This window comes from Pseudonocardia thermophila (assembly GCF_900142365.1).
Taxonomy (GTDB): Bacteria; Actinomycetota; Actinomycetes; order Mycobacteriales; family Pseudonocardiaceae; genus Pseudonocardia; species Pseudonocardia thermophila.
In genome coordinates this window covers 56,538-73,445 of the sequence record NZ_FRAP01000025.1, presented here as the reverse complement: position 1 = coordinate 73,445, position 16,908 = coordinate 56,538, and the positions used below count along the sequence as shown (strand labels likewise).

Genomic DNA, 16,908 nt, shown 5'->3' with positions numbered 1-16,908 from the left:
GCCCGCTCTCCCGGCCACCGTCCCGTCCTGAGGAGCACCCGTTGGACAACTCCGCCCTGCTGCGCACCCCGCTGCACGAGACCCACGCCCGGCTCGGGGCGATGTTCACCGACTTCGCCGGCTGGTCGATGCCGCTGCGGTACGGCAGCGACCTCGAGGAGCACCACGCCGTCCGCCGCTCGGCCGGCCTGTTCGACCTGTCCCACATGGGCGAGGTCCACGTGACCGGCCCGGCCGCGGCGGACGCGCTGGACCTGGCACTGGTGGGCAACATCGGCGCGCTCGCGACCGGCCGCGCCCGCTACACGATGCTCTGCGCCCCCGACGGCGGCGTGCTCGACGACCTGATCGTCTACCGGCTCGACCAGACCCACTTCCTGGTGGTCGCGAACGCGGCGAACCGGGCGCTGGTCGCGGCCGAGCTGGTCGCCCGCGCCGCCGGGCTGGACGCCGAGATCACCGACCGCACGCTGGAGACCGCACTGGTCGCCGTGCAGGGGCCGGCGTCATCGGCGATCGTGGCCGCTGCGACCGGGCAGGACCTCGACGACCTGCAGTACTACGCCGCCCGCCCGGCGACGCTCGCCGGCGCCGAGGTCATGCTCGCCCGCACCGGCTACACCGGCGAGGACGGCTTCGAGATCTTCGTGCCCGACGAGCAGGCCACCGCCGTCTGGGAGAAGCTCACCGAGCTCGGCGGCGACCGGTTGGTGCCCGCCGGGCTGGCCTGCCGCGACACCCTGCGGCTGGAAGCGGGCATGCCGCTCTACGGCCACGAGCTGAGCACGGACCGCACGCCGTTCGAGGCCGGGCTCGGCCGGGTCGTGCGGTTCGACAAGGCCGTCGACTTCGTCGGGCGCGCCGCACTGGAGAGGCGGCGCGACAACCCCGCGCCGCAGGTGCTCGTGGGGCTGCGCGGCAGCGGACGGCGAGCCCCGCGCGCCGGGTACCCGGTGCTGCACGACGACACCGCCGTCGGCGAGGTCACCAGCGGCGCCCTCTCGCCCACCCTCGGCTACCCGGTCGCGATGGCCTACGTCGACCGCGCGGTGGCCCAGCCCCGCACGTCCCTCGTCGTCGACGTCCGCGGTCGGCCGGAGCCGGTCGAGGTCGTCGAACTGCCCTTCTACAAGCGGACTTCCTGAAAGGACCGAGCATGGCCACCATCCCCGACGACCTGCACTACACCGAGCAGCACGAGTGGGCCCGCCGCGACGGCGACACGATCACCGTCGGCATCACCGACGTCGCCGCCGGGCTGCTCGGCGACATCGTGTTCGTGCAGCTGCCGAACGTCGGCGACACCGTGACGGCGGGCGAGGCGTGCGGCGAGGTCGAGTCCACCAAGTCGGTCAGCGACATCTACGCGCCGGTCAGCGGCACGGTCACCGAGGTGAACCCGGCGATCGACAGCTCCCCCGAGACCGTGGGCGCCGACCCGTACGGCGAGGGCTGGCTGTTCCGCGTCGCCGCCCCGGACGCCGATCTCGACGCGCTGCTCGACGCGGCCGCGTACCGGCAGCTCACCGAGGAGGCCTGACGTGGATCCGCAGCTGCTGGCTCCGCTCGCGGACGCCGATCCGGAGGTCGCCGCTGCCGTGCAGGCCGAGCTCGGCCGCCAGCGCGGCACGCTGGAGATGATCGCGTCGGAGAACTTCGCGCCCACCTCCGTCCTGGAGGCACAGGGCTCGGTGCTGACCAACAAGTACGCCGAGGGCTACCCGGGTAAGCGGTACTACGGCGGCTGCGAGCACGTCGACGTCGTCGAACAGCTGGCGATCGACCGGGCGCGGGAGCTGTTCGGCGCCGACTACGCAAACGTGCAACCGCACTCCGGCGCGCAGGCCAACGCCGCCGCGATGGCCGCGTTCCTGGAGCCGGGCGACCGCATCCTGGGCCTGGACCTCGCCCACGGCGGGCACCTCACCCACGGGATGCGGATCAACTTCTCCGGGAAGCTGTACGAGGTCTCGGCCTACCACGTCGACCGCGAGACCGGGCGGGTCGACATGGCCGAGGTGGAGCGGGTGGCGCACGCCGCACGGCCGAAGCTGATCATCGCCGGTTGGTCGGCGTACCCGCGGGTGCTGGACTTCGCCGAGTTCCGCCGCATCGCCGACGCCGTCGGGGCGCTGCTCATGGTGGACATGGCGCACTTCGCCGGCCTCGTCGCCGCCGGGCTGCACCCGAACCCGGTGCCGTTCGCCGACGTCGTCACGACCACGACGCACAAGACGCTCGGCGGCCCGCGCGGCGGGCTCATCCTGGCGAAGGAGCAGCACGCGAAGCGGATCGCGTCCGCGGTGTTCCCCGGACAGCAGGGCGGGCCGCTGGAGCACGTGATCGCGGCGAAGGCGGTGGCACTGCGCATCGCGGGCACGCCCGAGTTCCGCGAGCGCCAGCAGCGGACCCTCGACGGCGCCCGTATCCTGGCCGACCGGCTCACCGCGGGCGACTGCCGCGACGCCGGCGTCCGGGTGCTCACCGGCGGCACGGACGTGCACCTCGTGCTCGTCGACCTCGTGCAGGCGGAGTTGACCGGAAAGGAGGCGGAGGACCGCCTGCACGACGTGGGGATCACGGTCAACCGCAACGCCGTGCCGTTCGACCCGCGCCCGCCGATGATCACGTCCGGGCTGCGGATCGGCACCCCGGCGCTGGCCACCCGCGGGTTCGACGAGGCGGACTTCCGGGAGGTCGCCGACATCGTCGCGCAGACGCTGCTGCCGGGCTTCGACGCCACCCGCGGCGACGAGCTGCGGGCCCGGGTGGCGGCGCTGACCGCCCGCCGCCCGCTCTACCCCGAGCCCGTCGTGACCGGGTAGCTCCCCGTGGCCGTCAGCGTCTTCGACCTGTTCTCGATCGGCATCGGGCCGTCGAGCTCGCACACTGTGGGGCCGATGCGCGCCGCGCGGATGTTCGTCCACGGCCTGATCGCGGACGGCCTGCTCGACCGGACGACCCGCGTCCGGGCCGAGCTGTTCGGGTCCCTCGGCGCGACGGGGCACGGCCACGGCAGCGGCCCCGCTGTCGTGCTGGGCCTGCTCGGGGAGGAACCGGAGACCGTCGACACCGACGCCGCGCCCGACCTGGTCGCACAGGTGCGGGCATCCGGAGAACTGCCGCTCGCGCGCCGGCGCGCGGTGGCGTTCTGCGAGCGCGACGATCTCGTGCTGCACCGCCGCCGCACGCTGCCGGAGCACCCGAACGGGATGATCTTCCGCGCGTTCGACGGCGCCACCGAGATCCGGGCGCGCACCTACTACTCGGTGGGTGGCGGGTTCGTCCGCGGCGAGGACGGATGCGGGAGCGAGGAGGACCACCCGGTCCCGCACCCGTTCGGCTCCGGGGACGAACTGCTGGCGCACTGCGCCGCCGCGGGGGTGCCGATCAGCGAGGTGATGCGCCGCAACGAGCGCACCTGGCGCAGCGACGCGGAGATCGACGCCGGACTGCTGCGGATCTGGGACGTCATGCAGGAGTGCGTGCGCAACGGTTCGCACCGCACCGGGGTGCTCCCGGGTGGGCTCGCAGTGCGGCGGCGAGCAGCCGGCATCCGGGCCCGCCTCGAGGCGCTCGAACGCGCCCACGACCCGCTCGACGTGCTGGACTGGGTCAGCCTGTTCGCCATCGCGGTGAACGAGGAGAACGCGTCGGGCGGACGCGTCGTCACCGCCCCGACCAACGGCGCCGCCGGTGTCGTGCCCGCGGTGCTGCACTACTACCGCCGGTTCGTGCCCGGGGCGAGCGACGACGGCGTCGTCCGGTTCCTGCTCACCGCGGGCGCGATCGGCTCGATCATCAAGCGCAACGCGTCGATCTCCGGGGCCGAGGTGGGCTGCCAGGGCGAGGTCGGGTCGGCGTGCGCCATGGCGGCGGCGGGGCTGACCGAGGTGCTCGGCGGCACGCCGGAACAGGCGGAGAACGCCGCCGAGATCGGCATCGAGCACCACCTCGGGCTCACCTGCGACCCGGTGGGCGGGCTCGTGCAGATCCCGTGCATCGAGCGCAACGCGGTCGCGGCGACCAAGGCGATCCACGCCGCGCGACTGGCGTTGCAGGGGACGGGGGACCACGTCGTGTCGTTGGACAAGGCGATACGGACCATGCGGGACACGGGGGCGGACATGAAGGTCAAGTACAAGGAGACGTCGCGGGGTGGGTTGGCGGTGAACGTGGTGGAGTGCTGAGCCCATGTGGTCCCCGTCCGCACACGCGTCGCGGCGTGGTTGCTTTCCGCAGCGCGCGTGGGGCGAGTGGATTACTCGAGCAGTGTGGTTGCGTTGACGGCCCCTCGACGGGGAACTCGAGCTGACTCACGGGTCATCGACCCGTGGTCCATCTACTTGCTTTGAAGAATAGAGCACCTGTTCGAAACAGATCCGCGAACTCGCCCGGGAACTCGCCGCCGACGCCGTCACCGCTGGGCTCACCGAACCGCGCCAGATCGAGAAGCTCATCACTCACGACGTCGCAGTGGCCTGCCGGGTCTTCGCCCACCAAAGTGGGGTGCGGGTGCGGACCACCCACGACCTGCACGACCGGGTCCGGCCACTGTCCACCGCCGGGGAGTTGCACGAGCAGAAGATCGCCGCCAGCACCACCGCCGGCTCCTACCTCACCAGCGAGGAGCGGCCCGAGCTGGACCGGCGGATCACCGCACACCCGCTTCCCGCGACGGGCGTGCGCCCGGATCGAAGACCTCGCCACGAAACCCGCCGCCGAGACCACACCCGACACCCACGAACAACACTGCACGCAGGCCCGGCACGGCCGCCACGTCCCGTACCACCACCCAACGACCCCGACACAGCCGACCTCGTCACCCACCACATCACCGGACAATCCACAGCCACGACGCCGGATCCGCGGCCACACCCCTCACCCCCATCGAACCCCTACCCACCAAGAACAACCCACAACCCGCCGAGCCCCCCGACACGACCCCGCTCCCCCACGCCGCTCAAGGACAACGGCGCGCGCACGACCCGAAAGCGATCATGACCGGCGACTGGACGCCGAACTTCTCCGTCGACAACGCGGCCGAGGACGCCGATCTCATCGTGTCCGCCGCCGAGGCCGCGGGCGTGCGGCTCGACGTCGCCGCCGCGGCCCGCGACCGGTCCCGGCGGGCGTCCGCCGCCGGCCACGGCGCCGACGACACGGCCGCCGCCCATGCGGCGAGCCGGCCAGCGCCGCAGACCTGATCCGGTTCCGTCCCGGCGAACGCGCCGGTTGACCGTCACCGATGCCTACCCATCCTGGCCGGGGAAGGGCGATGATGCCGACGATCACGGTCACCACCCGGGCACGGGACGAGGCGCAGGACGCCTGCGGGCGGGTCTACTTCCCGCACCGCCTCACCGTGCTCGACCCTCAGTCGTTCGGGATGTCGTTGTCGGCGATCGATCTCGGACGGGTCCGGGCCGGAGTGCTGGCGTACCGCGGTGAGGTGCTGCTGGAGACCGCGGAGCTGGAGACCGGCTACGAGGTCAACGTGCCGCTCGACGGCCCGTTGCGCACCTGGACCGGGCACGCCGACGTGTGCGCCACTCCGCAGCTGGCTGCGGTGTACCGCCCGGACGGGCGCACCACGATGAGGGGCTGGGCCGGCGGCGGACGGCTGTTCGGGCTGCGGATCGAGCGCGGTGTCCTGGAGGACACGCTCGCGGACCTGATCGACCGGCCCGTACGGGCCGCCGCACCGCTCGGCGCGACGCTCGATCTGTCCTCGGGTCCCGGTCGGCAGTGGTGGCGGCTGGCCAGGGTGCTGATGGACGCGATCGAGGATCCGGACGGCCCGCTCGCGGCGCCGGTGGTGGCACGCCCGCTCGCGCACGGTCTCGTCGTCGCGCTGCTGCACGCAGTTGACCATCCGTGGCGAGGCCTGCTGGCCGCGCCGCCGCGGATGCCGCGCGCGTCGGCGGTGCGCGACGCCGTCGCGCTGATCGAGGCCGAACCGGAGGCGCCGTGGACCGTCGGCGTCCTCGCACGGCGGGTCGGCGTCGGCAGCCGTGCGCTGCAGGACGCCTTCGCCCGGCACGTCGGGATGCCGCCGATGGCGTACCTGCGGAAGGTGCGGCTGCAGCGGGTCCACGCCGATCTGCGCGCGGCCGACCCGGCCCGCACGACCGTCACCGACATCGCGCTGCGCTGGGGCTTCACCCACCACGGCCGGTTCGCCGCGGCCTACCGCGCCCGATACGGGCAGCTGCCGTCGGACACCCTCGCCCAGGACTGACCCGGCACTTCGCTGTTCGGCCGCCCCACCTGCGTTCTGCGGCTAGGAGGTGATCCGCGACATACCTAGCGTCGGCCTCGTCCGACCGAAGCGACGCCGAGGAGCCGCCGTGACCACCGCCGAGATCTCCGCCGACGAGGCCGCGTCCGACTTCAACCCGATGGTCAGCCCGCACCGCGAGGACCCGCACCTGTTCTACCGGGTCGCCCGGCAGGGGCCGCCACGTCTGTCCCCCACGATCGGCGCCTACCTGGTGACCCGCTACGACGACCTGATCACCGTCCTGAACGACCCCGAGACGTACTCGTCCAAGGCCGCCCTCCCGTGGATCTACGACAACCCGCCCGAGGTCGTCGAGATCCTGCGGGCCGGCGGCGTACCGGAGACGCCCATGGTCGTGAACGACGACGAGCCGGACCACACCCCCGTGCGGCGCGTGTTCGACGCCGGGTTCACCGGTGCCCGTGTGCGCGCGATGCTCCCCACGATGCGCGCCCGCGCCGACGAGCTGATCGACGGGTTCACCGACGACCGGGCCGATCTCGTCGCCGACTACGCCGTGCCGTTCGTGCAGACCGTGATCAGCGCGATCATCGGCTTCCCGCCCGAGGACACTGCGCAGATCCAGCAGTGGACCGACGACGTCAACACGTTGTGGAACCGCCTGGCCCCGGTGCCAGACCGGGTCGCGGCAGCGCACCGCATGGTCGAGTACACCCGCTACCTGCAGGCGCTCATCGACGACCGGAGGGCACACCCGCGCGCCGATCTGATCTCCGATCTGGTGCACGGCGCCAACGGCTACCCCGGCCTGTCCGACGCGCGCGTGCACAACATCGTGCGCGGTGCCGCCCGGGTCGCCGGGTTCGACACCACGCGCGACGCGATCACCGCGACGATGCTGATCGCACTGCAGAACCCGGACGTGCACGCCCGGCTGCGCGCTGACCCGGTCAAGACGATCCCGAAGCTGACCGAGGAGGCACTGCGCCGCGACGCACCCCACCGCGGTCTGTTCCGCGTCACGACGCGGGCCACGAACCTCGGCGGTGCCGAGCTGCCCGCGGGCGCCCCGTTGCTGCTGCTGTTCGGCTCCGGCAACCGCGACGAGACCCGGTTCCCCGATCCCGACCGGGTCGACCTCGACCGGCCCAACGTCCGGGAGCACCTCGCGTTCGGCCGCGGGCTGCACACCTGCCCGGGCGCCCCGATGGCGCGGGCGGAGATCCGCGTCGCGGTGGAGACGCTGGTCCGCCGGCTGCCCGGGATGCGCCTGGCCGACGGCTACGAGCCCACCTACATCGCCAGCTACTTCTTCCGGGGGCTCGAGTCGCTGCTCGTCACCTGGTGAGCAGCGCACCGCCCTCGTGGGGGCGAGGGCGGTGCGCGCCGCCCCATCGGGTCGAGCTGCACGACGCCTCGGGATCGCCGCCGGTGTGCGCACACCGGCGGCGATCCGTGCTCGTGCTTCCCGTGCTCGCGGACCTCCTGCGGGTCGCCGATGCGGTCCATGACCGTGGTGGTGCGGCGGCGCCACCGTGGCGCGGTCGGCGAACAGAGCGCGGACGTGCTCCTCGGCGCCCCAGCGCGGCGGCGGGTCGCCCCGGGCGGGCAGGGACGGCGGCGACGCGCTCGTGGGATGCCCAAGCCAGCACGCCGCTCGACGACATCGGCTGATGAGATCAGCTTCTTGGCTATGAGGAACAGCGGTGGCTAGGGCGGGGCTCTCGACGAGGCGGTCGTGGATGCCGCGCTCACCGTCGTCGACGAGCACGGCATCGACGCGCTCACCCTCGCCGCGGTCGCGCAGCGCACCGGAGTCGCCACCCCGTCGCTGTACAAGCACGTCGCCGGCCTCGGCGAGCTGAAGACCCTGATCGCGGCGCGGGTCATGGGCGACATGACCCGGCACTTCACGGCCGCGGTCCTCGGCCGCAGCGGTGACGACGCCGTCCGCGCCCTGCTCGACACCTACCGCGACGTCGTCCGCCGCCATCCCGCTCGCTACGCCGCCGTCCCGCTCGACCCGCTCCACGACCCGGCGCTGGCCCGGCCCGGCGACGAGCTGTTCGACGTCGTGCTGGCCACGCTGCGCGGCTACGGCCTCACCGGCTCGGCCGCCGTCCACGCCGCCCGCTGCCTGCGCGCCGTCGCCCACGGGTTCAGCTCGCTGGAGGCAGGCGGCGGCTTCGGCCTCCCGGAAGACCTCGACCAGACCTGGAACCAGCTGATCGCCGCCGTCCTCACGACCCTGCGCCCCGTCCTGCGCCCGTGGGACGACGAGGCGACGGTCGCCGGCGCGCAGGCCGCCATGGGCTCCAGCGCCTGGGTGGTCTCGCACTACGCGGCCGTGCTCGGCTTCATCCTCGTCGCGCTCGCCCTGCTCGACCTGCGCGACCGGGCCGCCGCGCCCGCCACCGCGTGACTCAGCCGAGACCGAGCCGCACGAGCAGCCGGCCCGCCCGGCTCCCGCCCGCGCGACGCGGCGTGCGATCCCCGTCCATCCGGTCAGGACGTCGTCCTGATGTCGTATCCGCTGGTCCCTGCTTCGTCCCCGCGCTGGCGCAGGCACCCGTCCCGGAGGTGAGGCAACCCCGATCCGCCCCGGGCGTCTTCCTGGTTGAGGTCGAATCCGGCGGTGCTCACGCCGCGGGGTTCCCGACGCGAGGAGCAAGGCAGTTCATCATGGGACGCAACCAGGTTCGAGCGCTCGGCGTCGCGGTTTCGGTCGTCGGGCTCGTGCTCGCCGCTGGGGCGTGCGGCTCACCGGCCAGCACCGCCGCACCGCCGGTGGCGGCTGCACTGCCGACCGCAGCGCCCGTGACCGAGGAGGAGTCCGCCGAGCCGTCCGAGACGCCGACGTCGACGCCGAAGCCGACCACCGTCGCGGCCGCACCGAAGCGGACCGCGCAGATGGCCCGGTCGCAGAAGCTCGCCACCGGCACCCCGTGCACGGTGTCCGCGAAGGCCTGCGTCGATCTCGACTCCCAGCGGGCGTGGCTGCTCGACGGCAAGGGCAACGTCGTGCGCGGCCCGGTGCTCGTCGCGACCGGCAGCAAGACCGAGCCCACCCCACCCGGGTACAACTGGCGGGTCGAGTGGAAGAACAAGGACCACGTCAGCAGCGAATCGTTCACCAACGGCGTGCCCGACCCGATGCCGTACTCGGTGTTCTTCGCACCCGGCGGCATCGCCTTCCACGCCGGTGACCCGGAGAACCCGTCCGGCGGCTGCGTGCATCTGCCCCTCGAGGACGCCAAGTTCTGGTTCTCCTACCTCAAGGTCGGCGACCTCGTCGAGGTCGTGAACGCGTCGAAGGAGTACGCCGCCCGCGGCATGACCTACGACGGCCCGATCTACGGCGCCGGCGGCGTGCGCAAGTGGCTCAAAGAGAACGGCGGCGACGACGGGTCGTCGCAGGAGAGCAGCTCCTCGTCGGGCAGCGACGACGAGGACCACGACGACGACGACGAGGACTGAGGAAGCGCGGACCGGGCAACCCGGCAACCTCAGCCCACCAGCCGCGGCAGCAGGTCGCGGCACCGCTGCCGCAGCTCGTCGAGCGCCGTCTCGGCTCCGCCCAGGTACTGCTGCAGCGCGTGCAGGAACAACCCGTCGAACAGCGCGTACGCCTCGGCCGCTGTGCAGCTCGGCTGCGCACCGGCCAGCTCGGCGTAGGCGCGCACGAGGTCCCAGATCATCGCCTGCAGACCGGCGTCGATCTCCGCGACGTCGGCGCGGAACCCTTCCTCGAACATCGACTGGTTGCGCAGGTCGTACCAGAGCCGGTGCATGAGCGGCGCGTCGGCGAGGGTGGCCGCGAGCCCGTCCCCGCAGGCGATCGCCAGCTCCTCCGGGGTGGTCGCCTCCGCGACGAGCACCGAGTAGCGCTCGGTGCACGCGGCCTTGTACCGCTGCACGCAGTACGTGATGAGCTCGATCTTGTCGGCGAAGTAGTAGTGCAGCAGGCCGTGGGAGAACGACGTGTTCTCCGCGATCGTACGCAGGCTGGTGCGCGCGTAGCCGAGGTCCGCCAAGGTGTGCAGCGCCGCGTCGGCGAGTTCGCGGCGGCGCTGCTCGAACTTGTCCACGCGACCCCGCAGCCGGGCGGCTGCTGAACTGGTCACCGCGTCACGGTAACCGTCGGGTGGATTCTTTGACCACTCGTCCAGAAAAATCTTGACATCCGTCCAGCACCGGGCCACGGTCGTGACTGTCATCACAGCCGATGGTGGATCGATCGGGGGGCGGCGATGTCGCTGAGCTTCTACCTGGACAAGGGCGCCTCCCTGGATCCCGGGGCACCGTGCCTCACGATCGACGGCACGTCCCGGACCTACGGCGAGGTCGTGGCGCTCTCCCGCACCGTGGCCCGCGCGCTGCGCCGCTCCGGTGTGGCGCCCGGGGACAAGGTCGGCATCCTGTCCGCCAACGATCCCACCGCATTCACCTGCGTCTTCGGGATCGCCCGGGCGGGTGCGGTGTGGTGCCCGATCAACCCGCGCAACGCGGCGGCCGAGAACGCAGAGCTGCTCGACCTGTTCGAGTGCTCCGCGTTGCTGTACCAGCCGGCGTTCGACGAGCTGGTCGCCGAGATCGCGCCGGGGCTGCCGAAGCTCACGACACTCGTCCGGTTCGGGCCGGGCGACGGCCTGGCCGCCGGGTTCGACGACTGGCTGGACGCCGCCCGCGCCGATCCGCCCGTCGAGGCCCCGCCACCCGACGACGTGGTGGCGCTGGTGGGCACCGGGGGCACGACCGGACGACCGAAGGGGGTGATGCTCACCGACCGCAACCTCGAGGTGATGTCGGCGATCACGCTGATGAGCTACCCCTTCGAGGGCCGCCCGGTGTACCTGGCGCTCGCGCCGCTGACGCACGCGGCCGGGGTGCTCTGCTTCCCGGTCATGGCCCGCGGCGGCGAGATCGTGATCATGCCGAAGCCGGACGTCGGGCGGTTCCTGGAGCTGATCGAGCAGCACCGGGTGACGCACACGTTCCTTCCGCCGACGGTGATCTACATGCTGCTCGGCCACCCGGCGCTGGACAGCACCGATCTGTCATCGCTGCAGTGCTTCTGGTACGGGGCAGCGCCGATGTCGACGGCCCGGCTCGCCGAGGCGCTGGAGCGGATCGGCCCGATGGCGCAGCTGTTCGGCCAGTCCGAGGCGCCGATGATGATCTCGACGATGTCGCCCGCCGAGCACCGGCTGCCCGACGGCTCGATCGCGACGTCCCGGCTCGCCTCGGCCGGCAAGCCGACGCCGCTGGTCACGGTGGCGATCCTCGACCCGGAGGGGAACCCGCTGCCGCGGGGCGAGCGCGGCGAGATCTGCGTGCGCGGCTCGCTGGTGATGGCCGGCTACTACCGCAACCCGGAAGCCACCTTGGAGGCGTCCCGGTTCGGGTGGCACCACACCGGCGACATCGGTTACCTCGATGAAGAGGGCTACCTCTACATCGTCGACCGCGCCAAGGACATGGTGATCACCGGTGGCTTCAACGTCTACTCGGCCGAGGTCGAGCAGGCGCTGATGGCGCACGAGGCCGTCCGCGACTGCGCTGTCGTCGGGCTGCCGGACGAGAAGTGGGGCGAGCGCGTCACTGCGGTGGTGCAGCTGCAGCCCGGCGCTGAGATCGACCCGGCCGAGCTGATCGCGTTCGCGAAGGAGCGCATCGGCAGCGTCAAGGCGCCCAAGCAGATCGAGATCTGGCCCGACCTGCCGCGCTCCACCGTCGGCAAGGTCCTCAAGACCGAGATCCGTGGCGCGCTGACCCGCGCGTGACGGATCCCGTACCAACCCCACCCACCCGTTTCAGCAAGGAGACCGATCCGATGAAGCTCGCGCTCTACCTGCCGAACTTCCGCACGAAGGTGACCCTCAAAGAGCTGGAGGACCTCACCGCCCTCGCCGAGGAGCTCGAACTGGACTCGGTGTGGACGCTGGACCGCATCGTCGTCCCGGTGGCCTCCGACCGGCAGGAGCTGACCTACCCGTTCGGGATGATGGACGGGCTGCCGAAGGCGCTGCCGGTGGCCGCCGCGGGTGAATGGTTCCAGGGTTACCCGCTGATCCCGTGGCTCGCCGCGAAGACGTCGAAGGTGCGCATCGGCATGAGCATCACCGACACCCCCTACCGCGCGCCGGCGGTGCTGGCCACCGAGATGGCCACGATCGACCACCTCGCCGGCGGGCGGCTCAACGTCGGCGTCGGCTCCGGCTGGATGCCCGAGGAGTTCGCGGCGGCGAGCGCGTCGCACATCTTCCCGAAGCGGCACAAGCACGTGCGGGAGACGATCGAGATCATGCTCGGGATCTGGCAGAACCAGTTCTTCGAGTACCACGGCGAGTTCGCCGACTTCGAGCCGTGCGGGTTCGGCGTCAAGCCCGTGCAGAAGCCGCACCCGCCGATCTACTTCTCCGGGCTCAAGGACCCGAAGCGCTCGGCGGCGCGCATCGCGAAGTACAACCTCGAGGGCTGGATCGGCATCCAGGACTCCCCCGACGACATCCGCACCTGGCGCGCGGCGATCCAGCGGGAGCTCGAGGAGCTCGACACCAACCGCACCGTCGACGACATCGTGATCAGCTCGATGATCTGGACGGTCATCACCGACACCGAGGTGGACCAGTCCCCGAACGGCAAGCTCACCAACCTGCTGGTGGGCACCGAGGCCCAGATCACCGACCGGCTCAAGGCCTACAAGGAGGCCGGGCTGGACATGCCGATGATCTGGCCTCCGTTCCAGGACGTGCCCACCGAGAAGACGATGGACGACCTCAAGCGGCTCAAGAACGACATCCTGCCCAAGGTCGAGGCCGGCTGACGGATCCGACCCACCACCCCACCCGAGAGGAACCAGATGAGCGAGCTGGAGGGTAAGCGGGTCTTCGTCACCGGATCCGGTGCCGGGATCGGCAAGGCGATCGCGACGCTGTTCACCCAGCGCGGGGCGCGCGTCGTGGTCAGCGACATCAACGCCGACGCGGCCGAGCAGACGGCCGCCGAGATCGGCGCGGCGGGCGTCGCGAACTGCGACGTCACCGACGAGGCGCAGGTGCAGTCGGCGATCGCGCAGGCGGTCGAGATCCTCGGCGGGCTGGACGTGCTGGTCAACAACGCCGGCATCGAGGTCTCCTCGCCGCTGCTGCACCAGTCGACGGAGAGCTTCGACCGGATCCACGCGGTCAACGTGCGCGGGCCGTTCGTGGCGATGAAGGCCGCGATCGGGCACCTGATCGAGTCGACGGGCAACGTCGTCAACATCGCCTCGATCGCCGGGATCGGCGGCAGCCCGCTCCTGGGCTCGTACTGCGCGTCGAAGGCGGCCCTGATCCAGCTGACGCGGGTCGCGGCCGTCGAGATGCGCCCGACCGGTGTCCGGTTCAACGCGGTCTGCCCGGGGTTCGCCGACACCGCGATGGTGGAGCGGCTGGTCCCGGACTTCGAGGCCGCGACGCAGATGCCGTTCGGCGACCTGGTCGCGATGAAGCAGGGCCGGCTGGGCACCCCGGAGGACATCGCCGAGGTGGCCGCGTTCCTCGCGTCCGACCGGGCGTCGTGGATCACCGGCGCCAGCTACGTCCTCGACGGTGGGTTGACCGCGTCGCTGGTCTGAACGTCGCTGGTCTGAGTGGTCGCTGGTCTGAGTGAGATCGGACCCCGGCGGGCCCCGATCACGGGGCCCGCCGGGCGTCGGAACGGCGGTAGCAGGAGCGGGATGACGGAGAAGGCAGTAGAGACAGCGGGCGAGTTGCTCTGGACCCCGCCGCCCGAGCGGATCGCGGGTTCGACGCTGCGGGCCTACCTCGATTGGCTGGAGCAGCGGGAGGGGCGGCCGTTCCCCGACCACGACGCCCTGTGGGCGTGGTCGGTCGAGGACATCGACCGGTTCTGGACCTCGATCGTCGACTACTACCAGGTCGAGTTCGCCACGCCGGCGGAACGGGTGCGCACGCCCGACCCGATGCCGCGCACCCGCTGGTTCCCCGGGGCCCGGCTGAACTGGGCCCAGAACGCGCTGCGCCGCGGCGCCGACGACGCCCCGGCGCTGGTGTGCGTGCAGGAGGGCGGGCAGCCGGCCCGGGAGATCACCTGGGGGGAGCTGCGCCGCGCGGTGGCCGCCGCGGCGGGCTGGCTGCGCCGGGCCGGGGTGCGCCCCGGGGACCGGGTCGCGGCGTACCTGCCGAACACCGAGCACACGGTGATCGCCTGCCTCGCCGCGGCCGCGGTCGGTGCGGTGTGGGCGTGCTGCTCACCGGACTTCGGCGTCGAGGGCACGATCGGGCGGCTCGCCCAGCTCGAACCGGCCGTGCTGATCGCCGTCGACGGCTACCACTGGAACGGCAAGCTGGTCGACCGCGGCCCCGTCGTCGCGCAGCTGCGGGAGAAGCTGCCCCCACTGCGGCACGTCGTGCACGTCCCGTACGCGTTCGACCGGCCGGCGCCCGACGGCACCACACCGTGGGCGGAGCTCGTGGCGCAGGACGCCGAGCTCGAGTTCGAGCCGGTCGAGTTCTCGCATCCGCTGTGGGTGCTGTTCACCTCCGGCACCACCGGACTGCCCAAGGGCCTGGTGCACGGCCACGGCGGGATCACCCTCGAAGGCCTGAAGTGGGCCGGGCTCTACGCCGGGCTGCGTGAGGGCGAGCGGATGTTCACCTACACCGGCACCGGCTGGGCGCTGTGGAACATGCAGATGGGCGCGCTCACCCAGGGCGCGTCGATCGTCCTGTACGAGGGCAGCCCGAACCATCCGCCGGGCGCGGTGTTCGAGGTCGCGGCCCGCGTCGGGGCCGACGTCGCGTTCATGGGCGCCGCGGTGATCACGACGACCGCGGCCACCGGCGTGTCCCCGCGCGAGCAGCACGACCTGAGCCGGCTGCGCCACCTGATGGTGAGCGGCTCGGCGCTGCCCCCGGCCGGCTACCGCTGGGTGGCCGAGCACGTCGGCCCGCACGTGAAGATCGATTCGACGAGCGGCGGCACCGACATCTCCGGTGCGTTCGTCGGTGCCAACGAGTACTCCCCGGTGCGGGTCGGCCGGATCGGCGGCAAGCTCGCCGGCGTCGACTGCGCGGCCTGGGACGAGGACGGCAAGCCCGTCGTCGACGCCGTCGGCGATCTCGTGGTGACCCAGCCGATGCCGTCGATGCCGGTGCAGCTGTGGAACGACCCGGACGCCGTCCGCTACACCGAGTCGTACTTCGACACCTGGCCGGGCGTGTGGCGGCACGGCGACTGGGTGACCATGCACTCCGACGGCAGCATCACCATCCACGGCCGGTCCGACTCCACGCTCAACCGGCAGGGGGTGCGGCTGGGCACCGGCGACTTCTACGACGTCCTGGAGTCGTTGCCCGAGATCAGCGAGACGCTCGTGATCGGCGTCGAGCAGCCGGACGGTGGTTACTGGCTGGGGCTGTTCGTCGTCCCAGCGCCCGGGCACACGCTCGACGACGCGCTCAAGCAGAAGATCGTCACGACGCTGCGCACCCAGCTCTCCCCGCGGCACGTGCCCGACGAGATCCTCGAGGCTCCTGCGGTGCCGCACACGCTCACCGGCAAGCGGCTGGAGGTGCCGATCAAGAAACTGATGCGGGGCACCCCGCTGGAGAAGGCCGCGAACCCGTCGTCCGTCGACGATCCCGGTGCGCTGCGCTGGTACGCGGACTTCGCGGCTCGGCGGCGGAGCGGGTGAGGATCGGCGCGGCGCTCGTCCACCTGTCCCCCGGCCCGCCGTCCCCGGTGGTGGAGTGGGCGAAGCAGCTGGTGGACGCCGGGTTCGAGAGCCTGTGGGCGCCGCAGGTGATCGGTCGTGGCCGGCTGGTGCCCGATCCGTTCGTCGCGCTGGCCGCCGCGGCCACAGCGACGGCCGGCAGCGGGATCGAGGTGGGCACGGCGACCGTCCAGGTACCGCTGCACCATCCCGCGGACCTCGCCCACCGGATCCTGTCGCTGATGCTGGTGTGCGGCGACCGGCTCACGCTCGGGCTGAGCCCGGGATCGACCGCAGCCGACTTCGCGGCTCTCGACCGCGATCACACGACCCGCTTCCGGGACTTCCGCTCGTCCGTCGAACGGTTGCGGGGACTGCTCGCGCACGGCCGCGACGAACACGCCGATCTGGCGCCCGCCCCGGCCGCTGGCCCGCCGCCGCTGCTGCTGGGCTCGTGGGGTGCGAACGTGGAGCGCGCGGCGCGGGAGTTCGACGGCTGGATCGCCTCCGGTCACCGCCGCTCCCCCGGCGAGATCCTCGCCGCGCACGAGCGGTTCCGCGCGGCGGGCGGGCGGCGCGCGGTCGCGGGCTACGTGCCCGCCCGGACGGCCGACGAACTGAGGGCCGCCGCCGAGGCGCTGGAGCGCTACGCGGCGGCGGGGTTCGACGACGCGGTGCTGCTCCTCGCGCCCGGCGGCCCGGAACCCGCCCAGGTCCGCGCGCTGCACCCGTGAGCCGAACGGGCACGGTCCTGGGCCGTTCCGGTGAGCCGCCGTCGCCCTCCGTGAGGCCCGCCGGACCAGCGTGCACTCGTCGGTGTGGTCGTCAGGGGTGGGGCTAACGGCTGTTTCCGGGTGCTCGATGATCACGACATGGGAACGCTGCCGACACCTCCACCACGGCCGGGGTACCACCTCGGCATCGACCTCGGTTCGACGTGGACGAC

General features: G+C 72.2%; 15 protein-coding genes. 14 read left to right on the top strand and 1 reads right to left on the bottom strand.

Annotated elements, in window-relative coordinates:
• The first annotated feature begins 41 nt into the window (after positions 1–41).
• The 9 genes from gcvT (at position 42) to BUE41_RS26355 (ending at position 9,721) form a co-directional block, all read left to right on the top strand.
• On the top strand, positions 42–1,145 hold the full coding sequence (gene gcvT, locus BUE41_RS26395) for a glycine cleavage system aminomethyltransferase GcvT (protein ID WP_073460035.1): 1,104 nt from the start codon (positions 42–44) through the stop codon (positions 1,143–1,145).
• 11 nt (positions 1,146–1,156) lie between these two features.
• A complete protein-coding gene (gcvH, locus tag BUE41_RS26390) occupies positions 1,157–1,540 on the top strand; it encodes a glycine cleavage system protein GcvH (RefSeq protein ID WP_073460034.1) in 384 nt (127 codons plus the stop codon).
• Position 1,541: 1 nt separating this feature from the next.
• The gene (locus BUE41_RS26385; RefSeq protein WP_281689433.1) at positions 1,542–2,825 is read left to right on the top strand and encodes a serine hydroxymethyltransferase; all 1,284 of its coding nucleotides are present in this window, start codon (positions 1,542–1,544) and stop codon (positions 2,823–2,825) included.
• Between the two features lie 6 nt (positions 2,826–2,831).
• Positions 2,832–4,190 (top strand): L-serine ammonia-lyase, encoded by a 1,359-nt coding sequence (locus BUE41_RS26380; RefSeq protein WP_073460033.1) that lies wholly within the window; start codon positions 2,832–2,834, stop codon positions 4,188–4,190.
• 810 nt (positions 4,191–5,000) lie between these two features.
• A complete protein-coding gene (locus tag BUE41_RS26375; protein ID WP_073460032.1) occupies positions 5,001–5,207 on the top strand; it encodes an imine reductase family protein in 207 nt (68 codons plus the stop codon).
• A gap of 71 nt (positions 5,208–5,278) precedes the next feature.
• A complete protein-coding gene (locus BUE41_RS26370; protein WP_159444973.1) occupies positions 5,279–6,241 on the top strand; it encodes an AraC family transcriptional regulator in 963 nt (320 codons plus the stop codon).
• 109 nt (positions 6,242–6,350) lie between these two features.
• The gene (locus tag BUE41_RS26365; RefSeq protein WP_234997593.1) at positions 6,351–7,592 is read left to right on the top strand and encodes a cytochrome P450; all 1,242 of its coding nucleotides are present in this window, start codon (positions 6,351–6,353) and stop codon (positions 7,590–7,592) included.
• 390 nt (positions 7,593–7,982) lie between these two features.
• Positions 7,983–8,666 (top strand): TetR/AcrR family transcriptional regulator, encoded by a 684-nt coding sequence (locus BUE41_RS26360; protein WP_073460031.1) that lies wholly within the window; start codon positions 7,983–7,985, stop codon positions 8,664–8,666.
• Between the two features lie 260 nt (positions 8,667–8,926).
• A complete protein-coding gene (locus BUE41_RS26355; RefSeq protein ID WP_073460030.1) occupies positions 8,927–9,721 on the top strand; it encodes a L,D-transpeptidase in 795 nt (264 codons plus the stop codon).
• 29 nt (positions 9,722–9,750) lie between these two features.
• Here BUE41_RS26355 and BUE41_RS26350 read toward each other — a convergent pair whose 3' ends face one another.
• On the bottom strand, positions 9,751–10,368 hold the full coding sequence (locus BUE41_RS26350; protein WP_073460029.1) for a TetR/AcrR family transcriptional regulator: 618 nt from the start codon (positions 10,366–10,368) through the stop codon (positions 9,751–9,753).
• Positions 10,369–10,494: 126 nt separating this feature from the next.
• On the opposite strand from BUE41_RS26350, the gene BUE41_RS26345 reads away from it, so the two are divergent.
• The 5 genes from BUE41_RS26345 to BUE41_RS26325 all read left to right on the top strand — a co-directional run bounded on the left by BUE41_RS26345 (position 10,495) and on the right by BUE41_RS26325 (position 16,696).
• On the top strand, positions 10,495–12,027 hold the full coding sequence (locus BUE41_RS26345; RefSeq protein WP_073460028.1) for an acyl-CoA synthetase: 1,533 nt from the start codon (positions 10,495–10,497) through the stop codon (positions 12,025–12,027).
• A gap of 50 nt (positions 12,028–12,077) precedes the next feature.
• Positions 12,078–13,070 (top strand): LLM class flavin-dependent oxidoreductase, encoded by a 993-nt coding sequence (locus BUE41_RS26340; RefSeq protein ID WP_073460027.1) that lies wholly within the window; start codon positions 12,078–12,080, stop codon positions 13,068–13,070.
• Between the two features lie 36 nt (positions 13,071–13,106).
• Positions 13,107–13,862, top strand: a complete 756-nt coding sequence (locus BUE41_RS26335; protein WP_073460026.1) for an SDR family NAD(P)-dependent oxidoreductase — start codon at positions 13,107–13,109, stop codon at positions 13,860–13,862.
• A gap of 102 nt (positions 13,863–13,964) precedes the next feature.
• The gene (locus BUE41_RS26330; protein ID WP_073460025.1) at positions 13,965–15,944 is read left to right on the top strand and encodes an acetoacetate--CoA ligase; all 1,980 of its coding nucleotides are present in this window, start codon (positions 13,965–13,967) and stop codon (positions 15,942–15,944) included.
• Complete coding sequence (locus BUE41_RS26325) at positions 15,941–16,696, top strand: LLM class flavin-dependent oxidoreductase (protein WP_073460024.1); 756 nt, start codon at positions 15,941–15,943, stop codon at positions 16,694–16,696. The genes BUE41_RS26330 and BUE41_RS26325 overlap by 4 nt, the downstream gene beginning before the upstream one ends.
• The last annotated feature ends 212 nt before the right edge of the window (positions 16,697–16,908 follow it).